16 protein-coding genes are annotated in these 16,186 nt (G+C 59.8%); 8 read left to right on the forward strand and 8 right to left on the reverse strand.

Annotated elements, in window-relative coordinates; genetic code table 11:
- On the forward strand, positions 1-193 hold a 193-nt coding region (gene groEL, locus LAP85_22715; protein ID MBZ5499221.1), incomplete at its 5' end, for a chaperonin GroEL.
- A gap of 151 nt (positions 194-344) precedes the next feature.
- Here groEL and LAP85_22720 read toward each other — a convergent pair.
- From LAP85_22720 to pcaD, 3 genes are all read right to left on the reverse strand, one after another.
- Entirely contained in the window at positions 345-1,970 is a 1,626-nt protein-coding gene (locus LAP85_22720) for an L-lactate permease (GenBank protein ID MBZ5499222.1), read from the reverse strand.
- A 111-nt stretch (positions 1,971-2,081) separates the two neighbouring features.
- A complete protein-coding gene (locus tag LAP85_22725) occupies positions 2,082-2,231 on the reverse strand; it encodes a hypothetical protein (GenBank protein ID MBZ5499223.1) in 150 nt (49 codons plus the stop codon).
- Positions 2,232-2,332: 101 nt separating this feature from the next.
- Positions 2,333-3,124: a 3-oxoadipate enol-lactonase gene (gene pcaD / locus LAP85_22730; GenBank protein ID MBZ5499224.1), complete on the reverse strand. Its 792-nt coding sequence runs from the start codon at positions 3,122-3,124 to the stop codon at positions 2,333-2,335.
- Between the two features lie 180 nt (positions 3,125-3,304).
- Between pcaD and LAP85_22735 the strand changes: the two genes are divergently transcribed.
- From LAP85_22735 to uppS, 4 genes are all read left to right on the forward strand, one after another.
- The gene (locus tag LAP85_22735) at positions 3,305-4,684 is read left to right on the forward strand and encodes a M23 family metallopeptidase (GenBank protein ID MBZ5499225.1); all 1,380 of its coding nucleotides are present in this window, start codon (positions 3,305-3,307) and stop codon (positions 4,682-4,684) included.
- 224 nt (positions 4,685-4,908) lie between these two features.
- Complete coding sequence (locus LAP85_22740; protein MBZ5499226.1) at positions 4,909-5,514, forward strand: hypothetical protein; 606 nt, start codon at positions 4,909-4,911, stop codon at positions 5,512-5,514.
- On the forward strand, positions 5,507-5,890 hold the full coding sequence (locus LAP85_22745; protein ID MBZ5499227.1) for a transcriptional regulator: 384 nt from the start codon (positions 5,507-5,509) through the stop codon (positions 5,888-5,890). Before LAP85_22740 ends, LAP85_22745 begins: the two co-directional genes overlap by 8 nt.
- 7 nt (positions 5,891-5,897) lie before the next feature.
- A complete protein-coding gene (gene uppS / locus LAP85_22750; GenBank protein ID MBZ5499228.1) occupies positions 5,898-6,620 on the forward strand; it encodes a di-trans,poly-cis-decaprenylcistransferase in 723 nt (240 codons plus the stop codon).
- Positions 6,621-6,688: 68 nt separating this feature from the next.
- Here the strand turns inward: uppS and LAP85_22755 are convergent, their stop codons facing one another.
- Positions 6,689-7,477, reverse strand: coding sequence for an SDR family oxidoreductase (locus LAP85_22755; protein MBZ5499229.1), 789 nt, complete (start codon positions 7,475-7,477; stop codon positions 6,689-6,691).
- Positions 7,478-7,634: 157 nt separating this feature from the next.
- On the opposite strand from LAP85_22755, the gene LAP85_22760 reads away from it, so the two are divergent.
- Positions 7,635-9,254, forward strand: a complete 1,620-nt coding sequence (locus LAP85_22760; protein MBZ5499230.1) for a hypothetical protein — start codon at positions 7,635-7,637, stop codon at positions 9,252-9,254.
- Positions 9,255-9,278: 24 nt separating this feature from the next.
- Here LAP85_22760 and LAP85_22765 read toward each other — a convergent pair whose 3' ends face one another.
- The 4 genes from LAP85_22765 to LAP85_22780 form a co-directional block, all read right to left on the reverse strand.
- The gene (locus LAP85_22765) at positions 9,279-10,451 is read right to left on the reverse strand and encodes a pyridoxal phosphate-dependent aminotransferase (GenBank protein ID MBZ5499231.1); all 1,173 of its coding nucleotides are present in this window, start codon (positions 10,449-10,451) and stop codon (positions 9,279-9,281) included.
- A gap of 87 nt (positions 10,452-10,538) precedes the next feature.
- Positions 10,539-10,799, reverse strand: a complete 261-nt coding sequence (locus LAP85_22770) for a ferredoxin family protein (protein MBZ5499232.1) — start codon at positions 10,797-10,799, stop codon at positions 10,539-10,541.
- A 133-nt stretch (positions 10,800-10,932) separates the two neighbouring features.
- Entirely contained in the window at positions 10,933-13,293 is a 2,361-nt protein-coding gene (locus LAP85_22775; GenBank protein ID MBZ5499233.1) for a M56 family metallopeptidase, read from the reverse strand.
- A gap of 168 nt (positions 13,294-13,461) precedes the next feature.
- Complete coding sequence (locus LAP85_22780) at positions 13,462-13,836, reverse strand: BlaI/MecI/CopY family transcriptional regulator (GenBank protein ID MBZ5499234.1); 375 nt, start codon at positions 13,834-13,836, stop codon at positions 13,462-13,464.
- 350 nt (positions 13,837-14,186) lie between these two features.
- Here LAP85_22780 and LAP85_22785 point away from each other — a divergent pair, with 350 nt between their 5' ends.
- Positions 14,187-14,942: an energy transducer TonB gene (locus LAP85_22785; GenBank protein MBZ5499235.1), complete on the forward strand. Its 756-nt coding sequence runs from the start codon at positions 14,187-14,189 to the stop codon at positions 14,940-14,942.
- Positions 14,943-15,049: 107 nt separating this feature from the next.
- The gene (locus tag LAP85_22790) at positions 15,050-16,069 is read left to right on the forward strand and encodes an inorganic phosphate transporter (protein MBZ5499236.1); all 1,020 of its coding nucleotides are present in this window, start codon (positions 15,050-15,052) and stop codon (positions 16,067-16,069) included.
- Positions 16,070-16,186: the final 117 nt, after the last annotated feature.

Raw genomic sequence — 16,186 nt, forward strand, 5'->3', positions numbered from 1 at the left:
GACCGAGAAGTACGAGGACCTGGTGAGCGCCGGGGTGATCGATCCGACGAAGGTGACGCGCACGGCGCTGCAGAACGCAGCGTCGATTGCGGCCCTGTTGTTGACGACCGAAGCCCTGGTCTCAGAGATCAAGGAAGAGAAGAAGGCGCCGCCGATGCCGGGTGGTGGTGGCGGCATGGGCGACATGTACTAAGCCTGTCCCAACAATTCTCGGTGCAGTACTAAGGGCTCGTGGAGCAAATAACTCCCCGAGCCCTTCCTTTCTGGAGTCAGGAGAAAAAGACGCGGATGGGTCAAATAAAGCGATATCTTTTGTCTTTGTTCTGACTCCGGGCTCCTCCATTTCAGGGGGTCCACCCAGATACCACGTAGGCGTAGAGCATCGTGATCAGGCCGATGATGGAGGCCAGCGCGATGCTGTGCCGCAAGGTGAAGCGGAAAAGCTTCGATTCATCCTCCGGGCGCAAGCCGGTTGCCGCTGCAGCGACGGCGATGCTCTGCAGGCTGATCATTTTCCCCATGACACCGCCGCTCGAGTTGGATGCCGCCATCAGAATGGGATTGAGGCCCAGCCGCCCGGCCGTCACCACCTGCAGGTTGCCGAAGAGCGCGTTCGCGGACGTGTCGGAACCCGTCAGGAACACTCCCAGCCATCCCAGCAATGCGCTGAAGAAGGGGAACAAGTCTCCGGTTGCTGCAAAGGCAAGCCCGAGTGTAGCCGTGGCCCCCGAGTAGTTCATCAGGAAAGCAAGTGCCAGAACGGAAGCGATGGTAAGTTCGGAAAACGCCAGCTGTCTTGCGGTCCTCCACACGACGCGCCCGAATCGCGCCGGCGACATGCGCAACCACAACGCCGACAAAACCGCGGCCACGAGGCATGCCGTGCCCGAGGCGGAAAGCCAGTTGAGATTGAAAGGTGCGGCGTAGGGGACGGGTGAAGGCACGGCCGGCGGAACTCGCTGGATGGCATTGTGCAGCCCAGGCCAGAAAAACGAAACATTGACCGCGTTCAAGCGACTCTGAACCGGCGCCCAGCCCCAAAGCAGGACGCATATAACCAGAAGCATATAGGGTCCCCAGGCCTGAAACAGCTCCCATCCGGAATGCGTGTGGGCCGGCGCGGAAGCGGGGACGTTACCCTTGAGGTGAAACTGGTCCTTGGGTCTCCACATAGCCAGAAGCACCCCCAGAGAGCCCATCGCGGCCAACGAACTCAGCAGATCCGTCAGTTGAGGACCCACCAGGTTCGAGACCAGAAGTTGGACGCATGCGAAAGATGCGCCGCACAGCGCCGCTGCCGGCAAGACGCCCCTCAGGCCGCGCCTCCCTCCCATGACCGCGACCAGATAGGAGGGGATAATCAGCGAGATGGGGGCGCAGATCCGCCCCACCCCTGCACTCAGTCGGCCCAACGGCAGGCCCGTCACCCCCGCCAGGGTCAGGATTGGAATCCCGATCGAGCCGAAGGCGACGGGTGCAGTGTTTGCCAGCAGACAGATCGAGGCGGCATAAAAAGGAGGGAAGCCGAGTCCTGCCAGCATTGCTGAAGAGACCGCAACCGGCGTCCCGAAACCCGCAGCCCCTTCGATGAATGCGCCGAAGGCAAAGGCGATGAGCAAGGCCTGAAGTCGGCGGTCTTCTGTTACTGCGGCCACGGAATCCCTGACGATGCCGAACTGCCCCGTCTCAACCGTGATGTTGTACAGGAGAATGGCGCTGAAGACAACCCAGCCGATCGGAAACAGTCCGAACGCCGCCCCGTAAGCGGTCGCAGTCAACATTGTGCCTGCAGGCATGCGGTAGGCAAGCAGGGCTACGAGTGCGGCAGCTGCTATCCCGGCCAAACCGGCGATCCAGGCAGGCTTGCGCTTCCATGCCAGAAGATAGAGCAGCGAAAATATCGGCAGGGCGGCGACCAGGGCCGAGATCCCGAGATTTCCCGCGATCGGCGTGTAGTTGTGTTGCCACATGGTAGCTGCAAGATAGTTAGCTGCAGCGGAAATCTCAACCGAATTCGGTACGCCTGGATCGCAATTCTGTCGCGCTGCCGGATGCTTCGCGGATTTTGAAGTCGGTCAGCCCTACTTGCCCACGATCCGCGAAAGTGTCTTGGCTTTGCGCCACAAAGTGCGGCGGAATCTTCTCCCCGATTGGGGCACCAGAAGCAGCGTTGCAGCCGCTGCCACCGCTGCTCCGGCAACGAACCCAAATGCTCTTTTCTTACTGATCACCGGCTATCCTCCTGATCGCGGTTCCATAACCCCGCTTACTATTAAGATACAGGTTGGGGAGCCCTTATTACAGTGAAGGGGAGCACCGGACAGCGCTCCGCCTATTCGAGCCGATCGAGATAAGATGTCACCGCGAGGTTGAAGGCCACGGTTTGTTCCAGATTCGACAGGTGAGAAGCCGACGGCAGGATCACAAGCTCCGACCCGGCAATCTCGTCATGGATGGCACGGGACACAGCCACCGGCATGCCCTGATCCTGTTCACCGACAATGAGGAGGGTCGGTATCCTGATGGTGTGGATCCGGGCCGTAAGATTGAGGGCTGCGATCGCATGACAACACGCCGAGTAGCCGAGCGGGCTTGTTGCGCGGATCATGCCGCGCACGCGCTCGACGACCTCCGCATGGGTTGCACGAAAGGAAGGCGTAAACCAGCGACCGATCGTCGGCTCGATCAGCGGCGCCATCCCTTCCGACTCCGCAATCTTGATGCGCTCCTGCCATAGCGGCTGAGCCTCAGGGGGGATGCGGCTCGAGGCGCCGCAGAGTATCAGGCTTGTCAGAGACTGCGGCCGCATCAGGGCCAGCGTTTGCCCTATCATTCCCCCCATGGACAGGCCTAGAAAATGGACGCGCTCGATGCCAAGCGCGTCGAGCAGACCTCCTGCCTGCCCGGCGAGCTGATCGAGCGTGTAAGGGCCCGGGCGCACATCGGTACCGCCGTGCCCGAGTGTGTCGTAGCAAAGCACACGGAAACTCCGAGTCAAGGCATCTACTTGCGGATCCCACGCCGTCAGGTTGGTGGCGAGCGAATGGCTGAGCATGATTACGGGCGCCGAAGGGGGACCGTCAAGCCTGTAGTTGACCTGATTACCGTGAACCGTAATCTTCATATCTGGATCCTCGGAGAAAAGGCAGCAGGGAATGTCATCCGAACCCTCAAATCATAGCAGAGTTCCGGCGCTCAGATTTTGGATTTTGGCGTACTGAAGATCCACAACATACTCACGCGGGCGGCCCTGTGCTACCATGGATGTCTTTCAGGGAGGCGCAGACTGTCGGCAATGAAAGAAATGGCTGAGAAGAGAGGTTTATTGCCACGAGGAATCCTGCTTCTGGGGGGCGTGGCGGTGGTTGTAGCGATTGGCATCGGGCTCTTGCGTGTCGGTCCTCCCCCCGGGATCCACATCCGCCCGGCAGTCCCCGTTATCGGCAAGCGCACGCCGGTCACGGTTGAGATCAGCGAGCCAGGGCGGGGATTGAGCCACGTGAAGATCGAATTCGTGCAGGGTGAACGAGTCGAAAGCCTGGCCGAGAAAGACTATGCCTATCCATCCGCTCTGGTCTTCTGGGGTGCTCGCACCGCGCGCGATACCATCACGGTGCAGGTGGGGCGCGAGACCATAAGCTGGCTCAAAGCCGGCCAGGCAAGCATCCGGGTGACGGCAGGCCGTGCCGGGACCTGGCTGCGGCATCCCGGCGCCGCCAGTCAGGAGATTATCCTTCCCGTACGTCTATCTCCCCCTTCGCTGCAAGTGATCTCCACGCAGACCTATGTCGCCCAGGGAGGGTGTGAAGCCGTCGTTTATCGAGTCGGTGAATCTTCCGTCCGGGACGGAGTGCGCGCGGGCAACTGGTGGTTCCCGGGCTACCCGCTGCCCGGCGGGAGCAAGGGAGAGCGCTTTGCCTTTTTTGCCATCCCCTTCGATATGAACGCCCCCGATGCTCGCATCGTGGCGGTCGATGCAGCCGAAAACCAGGCGGAGCTGAATTTCATTGACCAGTTTTTTCCCAAGAAGTTCAAGGAAGACACGGTCGATTTATCGGATGCATTCATCGGCAAGGTCGTCCCCGAGATTATGGCGCAGACGCCGGAGGTCCAGGACCGCGGCGATATGCTCGGCAACTATCTTGCCATCAACGTCGATCTGCGTCAGAAAGACGCCGAGCTGCTCAAAGATCTGGCGAAGAAGTCGCGCCCGGAACTGCTTTGGAACAAGCCGTTCCTATCGATGAAAAATGGCAAGGTGATGGCCGGCTTTGCCGACTACAGAACCTACAGCTACAAGGGCAAGATCGTCGATCACCAGACCCACCTTGGCTACGATCTGGCGGTTACGCGTCATGCGCCCGTACCGGCGGCGAACGACGGCGTGGTGGTGCAGGCAAAATATTTCGGCATCTATGGAAATTCCGTCATTGTGGACCACGGCTGCGGCGTCATGAGCCTTTACGGGCATCTTTCGTCCATCGGCGTTGCCGAGGGCCAGAAGGTCGCACGTGGCGACATCATCGGCCAGACAGGAGAAACCGGTCTCGCCGGGGGCGACCATTTGCACTTCGCTGTGATCCTCGATGGCTTGCCGGTCAACCCGGTGGAGTGGTGGGACGGCCATTGGATCAACGACCGGATTGCGCGCAAGCTGGGCCCGGGTTTCCATTTCTCCGAATAACCCGGTCGAACTCAAGAATTCAGGTTGCGGATCCACCTTCATTTTGGATTTCGGATTGGAGACACCTGCCGCTGCCGGCAGGTAGAGTCTTGCAGGAAGTCAACCCTTGAAAAATCCCACATCCCAAATCCCAAATCAGCTCCGCCTTAACTTTATTTCATAAAGTACTTGACCAAACATTCCACCTCGTGGTACATAAGGACTTACCACTCCGGAGGGCTGCTGTGGTTGAACCATCCAGTACGGAAATGGCTCACGAAAATCTCCAGTACATCCGCAAGACCCTGGATGCCGCCGGAAGGTTCACTGCGGTCCCGGGCAAGGGACTGATGGCGGCCGGCGTCACGACTTTTGCCGGTGTGGCGGTCAACCTGCTGGTTACGGGGGCCCCCTGGGGAGACAAGTCGGTGCAGCAGCCGGCGCTCGAAGTGTGGGGGATCGTGCTCGTCGTTTCGCTTGCGATCGTCTCCTACGGCATATATCGCAAGTCGCGGCAGACCCGGACCCGGCTTCAGCCGCCCCTGATCCGCAAGCTCCTCTGGAGTCTATGCCCGGCGCTGTTTGTGGGGGGTGTTCTCACCAACCTCGCCGTCCGCACTCAAAACCTGGGCTGGCTGCCCGCCATCTGGCTCGGGTGCTACGGCGCCGCGATCACCAACGGGGGTCTAGTCTCAGTTGCTCCGGTGCGCTATCTCGGCCTTTCGCTGTTGGCGACGGCCGCGGCCGCGGCTTTGGCGCCGCAGAGCTTCGGCCTGGTCTGGCTGGCGGTAGGCTTCGGCTGGCTGCATCTGGTGTTCGGCGCATACATCGCCTGGAGGCACAATGGTTAGAAAGCACAAATCGGCAAGACCCACTCCCAGCGAGTTGGATCCTATGATCCATGAGCGGTTGCGCCTGGGTATTCTCTCCGCCCTGGTGGTACAGGAATCGCTCAGCTTCACCGAACTGCGCGAGTTGCTCCGCACCACGGACGGGAACCTCAGCGTTCAGGCGCGCAGGCTGGAGCAGGCGGGCTATGTGATCTGCGATAAGCGGTTCGAGGACCGAAAGCCCAAGAGCACATACAGGCTGAGCCCGGAAGGACGTCTGGCGCTGGAAGAGTACCTCGAAAAGCTTTCGGGCCTTCTGCCTGACCTGGGACGCGTACGTAGTCGCGCTGCCGGATCTCTCCGGGCGCAAATCAATCCCCTGCCATCGCACAGTTGAGAGAAATATGAATTCGATTCGTCACGTGGCAATCATCATGGATGGAAACGGCCGATGGGCGGAGCAGCGCGGATGGCCGCGCTGGCGAGGACATGAAGCGGGTGCCCGCGCAGTACGGCGCACGGTGGAAGCGGCGTGCCGGCTCGAAATCCCGGTTCTGACCTTGTTTGCGTTCTCCAGTGAGAACTGGAAGCGCCCGCCGCAGGAGGTCCAGACGCTCTTCCGCCTCTTTCTCAAATATGTGGCTGAGGAGACTCAGTCCATGGTCGAAAACGGCATCCGGCTGTCGGCATTCGGCAGGCGCGACCGCATTTCTCCGGCGGTTGTGACGGCTCTTTCCCAGGTGGAAAGTGCCACGCGCGGCTGTACTCGGCTGCATCTGCGGCTGGCGCTCGACTATGGCTCCCGACATGAAGTCGTCGAGGCTGTGCAGGCCCTTGCGCAGCAGGTGGCCTCACGAACACTGATGCCGGAGGACATCGACGAGCAGATGTTTACCAACACCCTGACTTCACGGGACGTACCGGATCCCGACCTGGTGATTCGAACGGCGGGTGAACAGCGGCTGTCCAATTTTCTGCTCTGGCAGGCTGCCTATGCGGAGCTCCACTTTTGTCCGCGGCTTTGGCCGGACTTCGACGAAAGCGACCTCCAGGAAGCCTTGGACGACTACCATTCCCGCACGCGCAAGTTTGGCGCGCTGCCCTGCGTTACCGGCGCCCTTGTCTGATAAAAGCAGGAGCCGAGAGTCAGGAATCAGAATGAGGACGAGCGGTTTTTCCCCTGACTGCTTGCCGCCTAGCGGCGCACGGTGCCGCCATCCACGATGAGAACCTGGCCGGTGACAAAGCTGGAGAGATCGGAAGCCAGGAAGAGTGCTGCCCTGCCGACCTCCTCGGTGTTACCCCAGCGCTTCAGGGGAGATTCGGCGGCAAGGGCGTTCCGGCTTTCATCATTCAGTTGATCGAAGGTTGCCGGCGTCCGGATATTGCCCAGCGCCAGGGCATTGGCGCGGACGTTGTCCTTTCCGTACTCGCGCGCCACGTCTCGCATCAGCCCCAGCACCGCAGCCTTTGCCAGGGTATAAGGAGTGCCCTGGAATCCCTCTAGCGCCGGAGTGGAGGAAATATAGATGATCCTGCCGCTTCGGCGTGCCGTCATCCACGGCAGGGCTTCAAAGGTGCAGAAGACCGCGCCCATGGCGTCGGTGCCGAAAATGTCGAGATACCATGCCTGCAGCTTTTCAGCGGGAGTGGCATGCAGCGGGGTGTTCCAGATCTCGGGCCGCATGGGATAGCCGGCATTGCAGACCAGGATGTCGAGCCGGCCGGAGGACCAGGCCCGCAGTTGCTCAAAAAGCTCGTGAATGCTCTCGCGGCGTGAGACGTCGGCCTGCAACCCGATGGCCTGCACCCCGAGTTCGCGGCCGATATCTCTCGCCACTGTCCGGCACTCCTCGAGATTGCGTGCGGTGACGGCGATGTTGCTGCCGGCGCCCGCCAGACTCTCTGCGATTGCGCGCCCGATCCCGCGGCTGGCGCCGGTAACGAGCGCGTACTGACCTTCCAACATCTGGATTTTGCTCATAGAGGCCTCAATCTCGCGGATCTTTCCGACCAACCTCGAAATATCGGATGAGAATCACAGTCCATATTGTAAACTTGAGCATGATAAGCGAAAAGCAGTTAAGCAAGAGATGAATCACTCGGGAGCACTCTGAGAAGCGACCTTCGGGAGGCAAGTGATGAGTTATCCCCGCATTCTTTGCAGTCTTCTGTGTCTTACCGGATTGCTGGTTCCTTCGTTGTCGGGGCAGGGCAGAGTCGTTGCCATAGACAGCCAGGCTAAAGACCTGAAGCGGACGGCACACCAGCTGCGCGTGAGTGTCGAACAGTTGAAAAATGCGCGCACCGCCCTGCAGGAAGCGACGGACCTTGCCCGCCGAAGTCAGGATCCAAGCGCTTTCTCGCAACTCTCTCAAAGCTGGATTCGGCTCAACCGGACGAAAGCGCCGGCGGCAATCGAGGATCTGTATGGGTGGCTGCGATCTTCGGCGCGGGACGCATCAGACCTGCAAACCTACCAGCGCTGCACGTCGGGCGCACAGTCCCTGCTGAGATCCTTAGCGCAATCGGATTCCGAGCAGGCCATCGTTCTCTGGCGGCAGTGGCCCGATCCCCCCTCATCTCTCGGTCCGGATGCCAAAAGGATCCAGGAACAGAACGATAAGCAGTTTGTGAACCAGCTCGCCATGCAGACGACAGTCCAGAATCCGGAACAGGCCTTGACACTCTTGAGGGAGCAAGCGGCTCAAGGGTCCGATTATGCCACCAACGGCCGCCTGGCCGCGCAGTTCAGTCAATCCGGCAACAGACCGGAAGCTCTGAGGATTGTGGATCAGGCACTCGCCGATTTCAGGCAGCATGAGCCGGATGCACGCGGGCTTTCGAGCTACCTCGGTTTCGTGCGCATGCTGCCCAATATTGATCCCAATCGCTATATGCAGGCGCTGAACCAGCTCGTGCCGTCGCTGCAAAAGCAGGTGACCCCCAATGCGGGCGGGACCGTGACCATCGGAGATCAATCCTTGCAGCTGACACCGGCGGAAGCGGCCGTGGTCGATATCTGTCGCAGCCTTATGGGGCGCCCGGACCTTACGATGAAGACATTGGATGCGATCCCGGGGCTTAGGAACAAGCTGGATCGCGTCGGTGGAATCGACGGCATACTGAATCCGGTCAGAGGCACGCAGGATGCGGTGACCCTCAGCTATTCGCTGGACGGCAGAGGGACTTCCCGGATCACTTCCTCCAGCGGTCTCACTTCGCCGGGTGCCGACTTGTACCAGAGCCTGCGCGGAAAGTTGACGAAAGATCCCGCCTTCGTCAGCCAAAAGCTCGCGGAGGCAGCGACCAGTCCGGATCGGATCAACGAGCTGATCACCCTGGCGACCAGGGCCAACCTCGAAGATCCGGATCTGGCCTCCATGGCCCTCGATTCAGCTTCGCAGCTGGTCATGAAAGTCGAGCCGCTGCAGAGACGCTCCTCTACCATCCAGAACCTGCTGCGCACCTATCGCAACTGTGAAGGCGAAGTCAGCGCCGACCTTCTGCAGAAGGGATTACTTGTGGTGCAGCAGTTGCGCGAGGAAGAAAAAGACAAAGCGGCAATGAATCCGCCCCCTACGGGACCGGCAGGCATGAGGATCGGCGCCAGCGCCGCGGATCAGCTCGAAATGGCGCTCGTCGCAGAACTGGCGCTGGACAACTTCGACGGGGCACTTCGCTACGTGAGGCTGATGCCTGACGATATGAGGCTCCAGGCACTGCTCAGGATTGTGCAAAGCCTCTCGCAGAGTTATTAGATTTCCGTGACCGCGTATCTCGGGTCAGAAATTTTGATTCTCGAGCATCGGAAACAGGCGGGGGAAGATAGATCGCAGTAACTCGGGCTCGACGGCAAAGCTGAACACCAGATGGTGGGGCTCGATATCATAGAAATAGCCAGGGTGTATCAGAGTGTGAATTCCACGTAAGATGGCTTCGGCCGCGGCCTCTTCATCGCGCTCCAGCCGCAGCGTTACGAAGAAACCGCCGTCGGGAGCGCGGTAACTGCAGTGCCGTGCCTGATCGAGAAATCGCCGGGTGATATCCCACCGCCTGCGGATTTCATCCGCGTACCCGGTGAGAAACAGCCGGCCTTGCTGCATGATATCAGGTGCCGCCGCCTGAACCATTTCGTTCACCGGGAGAAATGTGTCGGAGATCAGTTCCAGGGCGCGCAGCGCGTGTCGCACCCTTTCGGCCTCTCCCGTCACCCCCATCCAGCCGAACTTGATCCCGGGAAGGGCAAACATCTTGGAAAAGCCGTTGAGCGTCAGCACCAGCGGTGCGCGGCCTGCAGCCGGGCGTGGCAGGATTCTGCGCTCCATGAGGAACTCGTTGAAAACCTCATCGGCGATGACCGCGAGATTGTGACGCACAGCAAGCTCGGCCAGCGCGTCGAGTTCGTCGCGCGTCGTGACATGTCCGGTCGGGTTGTGAGGCGATATCACCACCAGGGCGCGCGTCCGGGTCGAGATGTTGTTTTCGAGGTCTTGCATGTTGATGGCCCATTGCCGCTCCTCGTCCAGCCGGTAAGGAATCAGGGCCACGCCGCTGAGGGCTGCAATATAGTCGAACAACGGATAGGATGGACGGGGGCAGAGGATTTCGTCCCCTTCGTCAGCCAGGAGCTTGAAGCTGTACCAGTACGAAAGACTGGTCCCGGGCGTCAGCAGGATTTGCGCCGGAGGAATGACGATGTCCTGCGCCAGGTAGTAGCGGGAGACAGCCTCGCGCGCCGGCCTCCCGCCGAATGAATCCGGCCGGTAAATGCGGGACCGGCGGGAGGCTTCCGTCAGGATCTCCTCCAGCAGGGGTTGCGGAAACAAAATGCCGTGCTCGGTAACATTGCCCGAAGTCAGGTCCAGGATCGAGTGGCCCTCACGGGCGATTTCGTCGCGCAGCGCGTAAAGGGGATTCGTTTCGCCGTGCAGGCGCGAAGCCACTTTGGAAAACATTGGGTCCCATCAAATAACCACGAAAAACACGAAAGACACGAAAAAGGTCTTTCGTGTCTTTCGAGTCCTTCGTAGTTTAATTCCGCGCTACTTTTTCCAGTAATCGTAATTGATCTGGATGTAGCTTTTCCATTTTTCCGGAACTTCCTCTTCCGGGAAGATGGCCGCGACCGGACAGGCCGGCTCGCACGCCCCGCAGTCGATGCACTCGTCGGGATTGATATAGAGCTGAGTAGCGTCGGCAAACCCGGCCTCGTCTTTGCGCGGATGAATGCAATCGACGGGGCAGACGTCGACGCAGGCCGTGTCTTTCACGTTGATGCACGGTTCAGCGATGATGTAAGTCATGGTCGCTCCTCGCCAATTCCTGTCACTAATGATACTAGCGCAGACGGGCGCGGAGGAGGAGAAGAAACTGACGAATGGCGAGTGCCGAATGAAAAGTCATCATTCGTCACTCGCCGTTCCAGGTGCGGTATTTTTACTTGAGCGAGACGCGGATGGCTATCTTGGTAGCGGTCGGAACAGGAATGTTGCCGTGGCGCCCCGGTGTGACGACACGGGCCTGCTTCAGCGCGGTCACAACTTCGGGTACGTCAAACGGACCCCCCGGCGCTAGAACGGCAACGATCCGGCCTGCTTCATCCACGCACACGGTAAAGTTGATTGCCGTCGTTGCGTTGCCCCCGAAGCTCGGCAGGCGCCCGGAGGTCTCGGCAATTTTGGCCAGTTGATCGATGTTGATGTCGAGAACCGGAGGCAGGACTATCTGGTCGGGAGCCGGCGGATTAGTAACAGTATCGGAGGCGAGGTAGAAAAGGCGGCCTGCGGTGAAGACATAAGCCTGGGAATTGAGCCGCACATTATCGACTCCTTGAGCTTGAAGATAGACCAGTGTCTGCTGGATCGAGTCGAACGAGGTTTGAGGGGCAGGGGTGACCTGAATCAAGCCTTTGTTTTCTCTCAGCGCAGAGATGGACACGGGAACGCCTTCCGAATCTTTGATATATCCATCTGTGTCCAGCGTGTACCGCTGACTCAGGCTGAAAATCACCGTGGCGGTCGCGATGACCGGGATGGCCTGGCCATTCGAGTAGGTTGGGGAGTAGGCCCACTGCATCACGGCATCGATAGCGGCCCGGTCGAGCAGGGGATGACCTTTGATCAGCCTCACACTCGATACCAATCCCTCCTCGTTTATCCTCAACTCCAGCATTACCATCTGTTCCACCCTCGCCCGCCGCGCCAGTTCGGGATAGATCGGATCGACCTTCCTGATAATCTTCGACTCCTGGACGTTGCCGCCGACGCGCATGGGTTCGCCTTGCGGAGGCCGCACTGCCGGGTTGATTACCGGCAATGACGAATCGCCCGCTGTGAAGATGATTGTCGGCGAAACCAGCGGCCGGGCTGAAGTGGATAAGGGACCGACGGGCACCTGCACGGTCGCCAGTACCCGGACGGCCTGACCGTTCAGAATCGTTGGGGAATAGCGCCATTGTCTTACGGCGTCCATGGCGGCCTGGTCGAGCAGTGGGTAGCCTTGAATCACTCTTACCGATGCCACATTCCCCTGCTCATCGACCATCACCTCCAAATTAACGATCCCTTCAACTTTGGCCTGTCGGGCCTGTTCGGGATAAACCGGGTCGACCTTGTAAATCAGCTTCGAAGCCTGGACATCGGCGCCGACGCGCATCGGCTCCTGTTGTGGAGCCTTGGGTGCAGGAGTCGCCGTTCGGGCGGGTGGGCTGACGGGGGTCGGCGCCGTAACGGTCGCAGCGCCCGGTGCCGTCACCGGAGCGGATGGTTGCATCGTCATGAGTGCAGCAGGCGGTGGTGCCGTCACCGGCGGCGCTGTCAGCGGGAACCAGCCCGCGGCGAAGGTGCCGGTCCAGAGCAGAAAGGCAGCGATCGCCACGAGGCTGAAGATCAACCTTGATTTGCTCATCTTGGACTCCTTTAGCATGAGTGCCACTCGTTGTACCAGGTGACGTTCCTTTAGAAGCAGCGGAGCCGGTACGGCCGCAGGCCGGCCCCGCAGCGACGCTATGTGGAGCAGGGACTCCAGGTAAGGACCCCGCGCGCCCGTGACTCTCAATACCTCGCGATCCACCACCTGTTCGCGGCTGAGGTGAATTCTTCCCAGCGCCCACCAGACGGCGGGATGGAACCAGAACATCGAACGGAGAATTTCTTCGAGCACGATAAACAGCCAGTCACGCCGCTCTACGTGCAGCAACTCATGGCAGGCTATCGGCCGCTGCATGCTCTCCGTCATTTCCGTGAAGGACTCCGGAAATAGCACGGCCGGCCGGCGCCAGCCGAAGGTTACCGGAGTGTCGATGTGCCCCGAGAGGAAGATCTCCGGGGAAACCCCAACGCGCCATTGCATGTCCAGGATCGACTCCGGAAGCGCCGAGAGCCTGCGCGACTTGTTCTGATAATGGCGCAGGCGCATCAGGCCCACAGCCAGCCACAGCAGTCGCAGCACCGCGCCGGCCCCGAGGGTCAAGGCAATGATCTCATAGGTGGGGAAGGGTATCGATCGCACGCGGGTCATTGCAGGCACCGGCGGAACGGTGTCCGGCTCCGGGAAAACCGGCAGGGAATATATTATTCCCATCGGTTGGGCGGCGCCTTCCAGTGCATGCCGGACCTGCCGCCAAGGCTGGAAAGCGGGCAACAGCAAGCAGACGGCGAGCAAAGCCTGCCAGAAGGCCAGCAGCACGGCCGGCGCTTTCAGCCGGAAGAGGTAGACGAGCCCGGTGCCGGCGATGATCAGGGCAGCGACCTGCAAGCTGTATGCTGCCAGGTTCTCCAACCACATTTGTGGGGTCATAGCCTTATCTGGATTTCGGGTTTTGGATTGGAAAAACGTCGGCTCTCGGTTTGCCTCTTTCTCAACCGATCCGCGATGCAAGATCCAAGCTCAAAAAATCCGAAATCGAAGCTGGGCCACTGGCGTCGCGGATGGCGTGCCACGCAACGCCGGCCGGGTCCTTGGGGCCTATTGGTTGTCCCGGATCATTCTGGCAATGTGCTTCAGCTCTCTTTCCGACAGGCGGCGGTCTTCGACTAGATGGGCCAGCAACGGCTCGGCGGAGCCGTTGAAGACGCGATTGATGAACTCGCTCACCATTTCGCGAATCATCTGCTTCTTGGGCCGCGTCCCCTCGTAGACGAAGGCGCGCCCCTCGAGCCGCCGCTTTAAATACTGCTTTTCTTCCATGATTTTCATCATGGTCATGACGGTCGTGTAGGCGATCCTCCGCCGCGCCAGCAGGGTCTCGTAGACATCACGAACCGTGGCAGTGCCGAGCTCCCAGACGACCTTCATGATCTCGAGTTCCTGTTCCGTCAGAGTCGGGCTTTTTCGTCGCATTCTAAATAATTAGTACTATATGTACCTCTTGTCAAGAAAAAAATCAGAAGAAATGAAGCCCAGGGGCTGGGCAGGATTGCCCCCGGCGGCGGGGAGTCATGGGCCAGAATGAAAGCTGTTCGAGACAGGCCAGGCATTCGAAAGCCGGGCTGGTAATCCCAATCTGTTGTGCACGGGAATCCGCTATCATTCCGACTTCCGGCACCTTCCTCCGGAACTTCGCATTCTGCAGAGTGTCTAAACAGACAGGAACAAGAAATCGGATCCGTCCTGAGTTTGAACCGCGACAGTGAAATCGATTCTGCAGCGACGCCCGTGGCAGTGTTCTGTGGCGTCGGAAAGGGGGAGCTATGTTTGAATCTCTGGAAGGCAATGGCTGCCGGAGCGTCAGAGAGCGGCTGCTGGCGCTGCTGCTGTCGGTCTTCATCCACGGTCTGATCATCGCGCTGATGGTGGTGCTGCCGCTGCTGTTTTTCCGCCTGCTGCCGGAGAACGACCTGCTCACTATTCTCATCGCTCCGCCTGAGCCACCTCCGCCCCTGCCCCCTCCGATCCCGCATCAGAATAATTCCGCTCGCCTCAAGGCTGAGTACCGGGCAAATGTGTCCTGGACTACGCAGTTCTCCCCGGACAGTGTGCCGAAGGGCATTCCGGCGCCAGGCAATGAACTGCCCATGGTTGAGGTTGCGCTGGGAATTTTTGGATTCGGCCCGGGAATCTCAGGCATTGCTGGTCCGGCTGGAACGGGAATTTTCCCCAGCGGAATTGGGCTAATGTCTCCTCCACCACCGGTGCCTCCGCCGCCTGCGCCGCGACGCATGCCGCAACCGGTCGGCGGCTCGGTCCAGGAATCGAAGTTGATCAGGAAGGTGCTGCCCGCATACCCGGATCTGGCAAGAAGAGCCCACGTTGAAGACGTGGTTTCCCTCGAGGTTACCGTGGACGAGGAGGGGAATGTCACTGATGTGAAGGTGGTCCGGGGCCATCCACTGCTTATTGAAGATGCGGTGCGCGCCGTAAGGCAGTGGAAGTATTCCCCGACTCTGCTCAACGGCGAGCCGATCCCGGTGGTAGCCAGCGTTACCGTGGTTTTCAAGCTGAAGTAGCGGGGATCTCCGCTTGCATTTTCTTCTATTTTCCCATCCGGACAATCTGTTATAAGTACGCCCGGTGCTCGAAGGGTGGATGAGTCAACCTGTGTGCCGGAATGGGGATGGACAGTCAATTAATACTCATCATCGCGGTGATCATCGTTGCTTTGGGATTTGATTTTCTCAATGGTTTCCACGATGCCGCCAATTCCATCGCGACCGTGGTTTCGACACACGTTTTGTCGCCGCGTGCCGCGGTCCTTCTGGCCGCCACGTGCAATTTTTCCGCCGCGTTTATCGTAAATGACAGAGTGGCCACTACCATCGGCCGGGACATCGTGCATCAAGAGTTTCTCGACCCGTATCTGGTGGCATTCGGCCTGCTGGGGGCGATTATCTGGAACGTCATCACCTGGTACTGCGCCTTGCCGTCAAGCTCGTCGCACGCGCTGGTCGGCGGTTTTGGCGGCGCCGCGGTGGCCAAGGCGGGTCTGGTCGCGCTCAAGCCGGAGGGCTTCATCAAGGTTATCCCCTTTATCGTGATCGCACCCCTGGTCGGGCTGGTTCTTGGCCGCGGGATGATGCTCCTGATCAATTGGTTCTGCCGTAATTCCACTCCACGCAGGGTGGATCACATCTTCCGGCGCGGGCAGCTCATCTCGGCTTCCATTTTCAGTTTCAGCCACGGGATGAATGACGCCCAGAAAACGGTGGGGATCATCGCGGCACTGCTGATCTCGACCCACCATTTATCGGCCCCCTTGATGGGTGATTCCATTGACCCTCCCCCATGGGTCATCGTCGCCTGTTTTTCCGCCATCGCATTAGGAACCTACCTGGGCGGTTGGCGCATCGTCAAAACCCTCGGGATGCGCTTGACCAAACTGCAGCCGATCGGAGGCTTCTGCGCCGAGACCGGTGGCGGTGTGACGATCGTTTTTCTTTCCATGCTCGGGATACCCCTCAGCACCACCCACACGATCACGGGGGCGATCGTGGGCGCCGGCTCCACGCGGCGTCGCTCCGCGGTGCGCTGGGGCATTGCCCGCAACATCATGTGGGCCTGGGTTCTGACCATACCCTGCTCGGCCCTGTTCGGAGCCCTGCTGGAGTATTTTCTGCGCCCCTTGATTCGTGCCTGAGCCGTGGCTTGCGAGAATATTTTGGATTGCGGACTTTGGATTGCACCAGGATCCCGATCTGCAGCCGGCCCCTGTCTGTGCCGGCATCTAGATCCAGAATATGCAGTCCAAAATCCG

The organism is Terriglobia bacterium (assembly GCA_020072565.1).
GTDB lineage: Bacteria > Acidobacteriota > UBA6911 > UBA6911 > UBA6911 > JAFNAG01.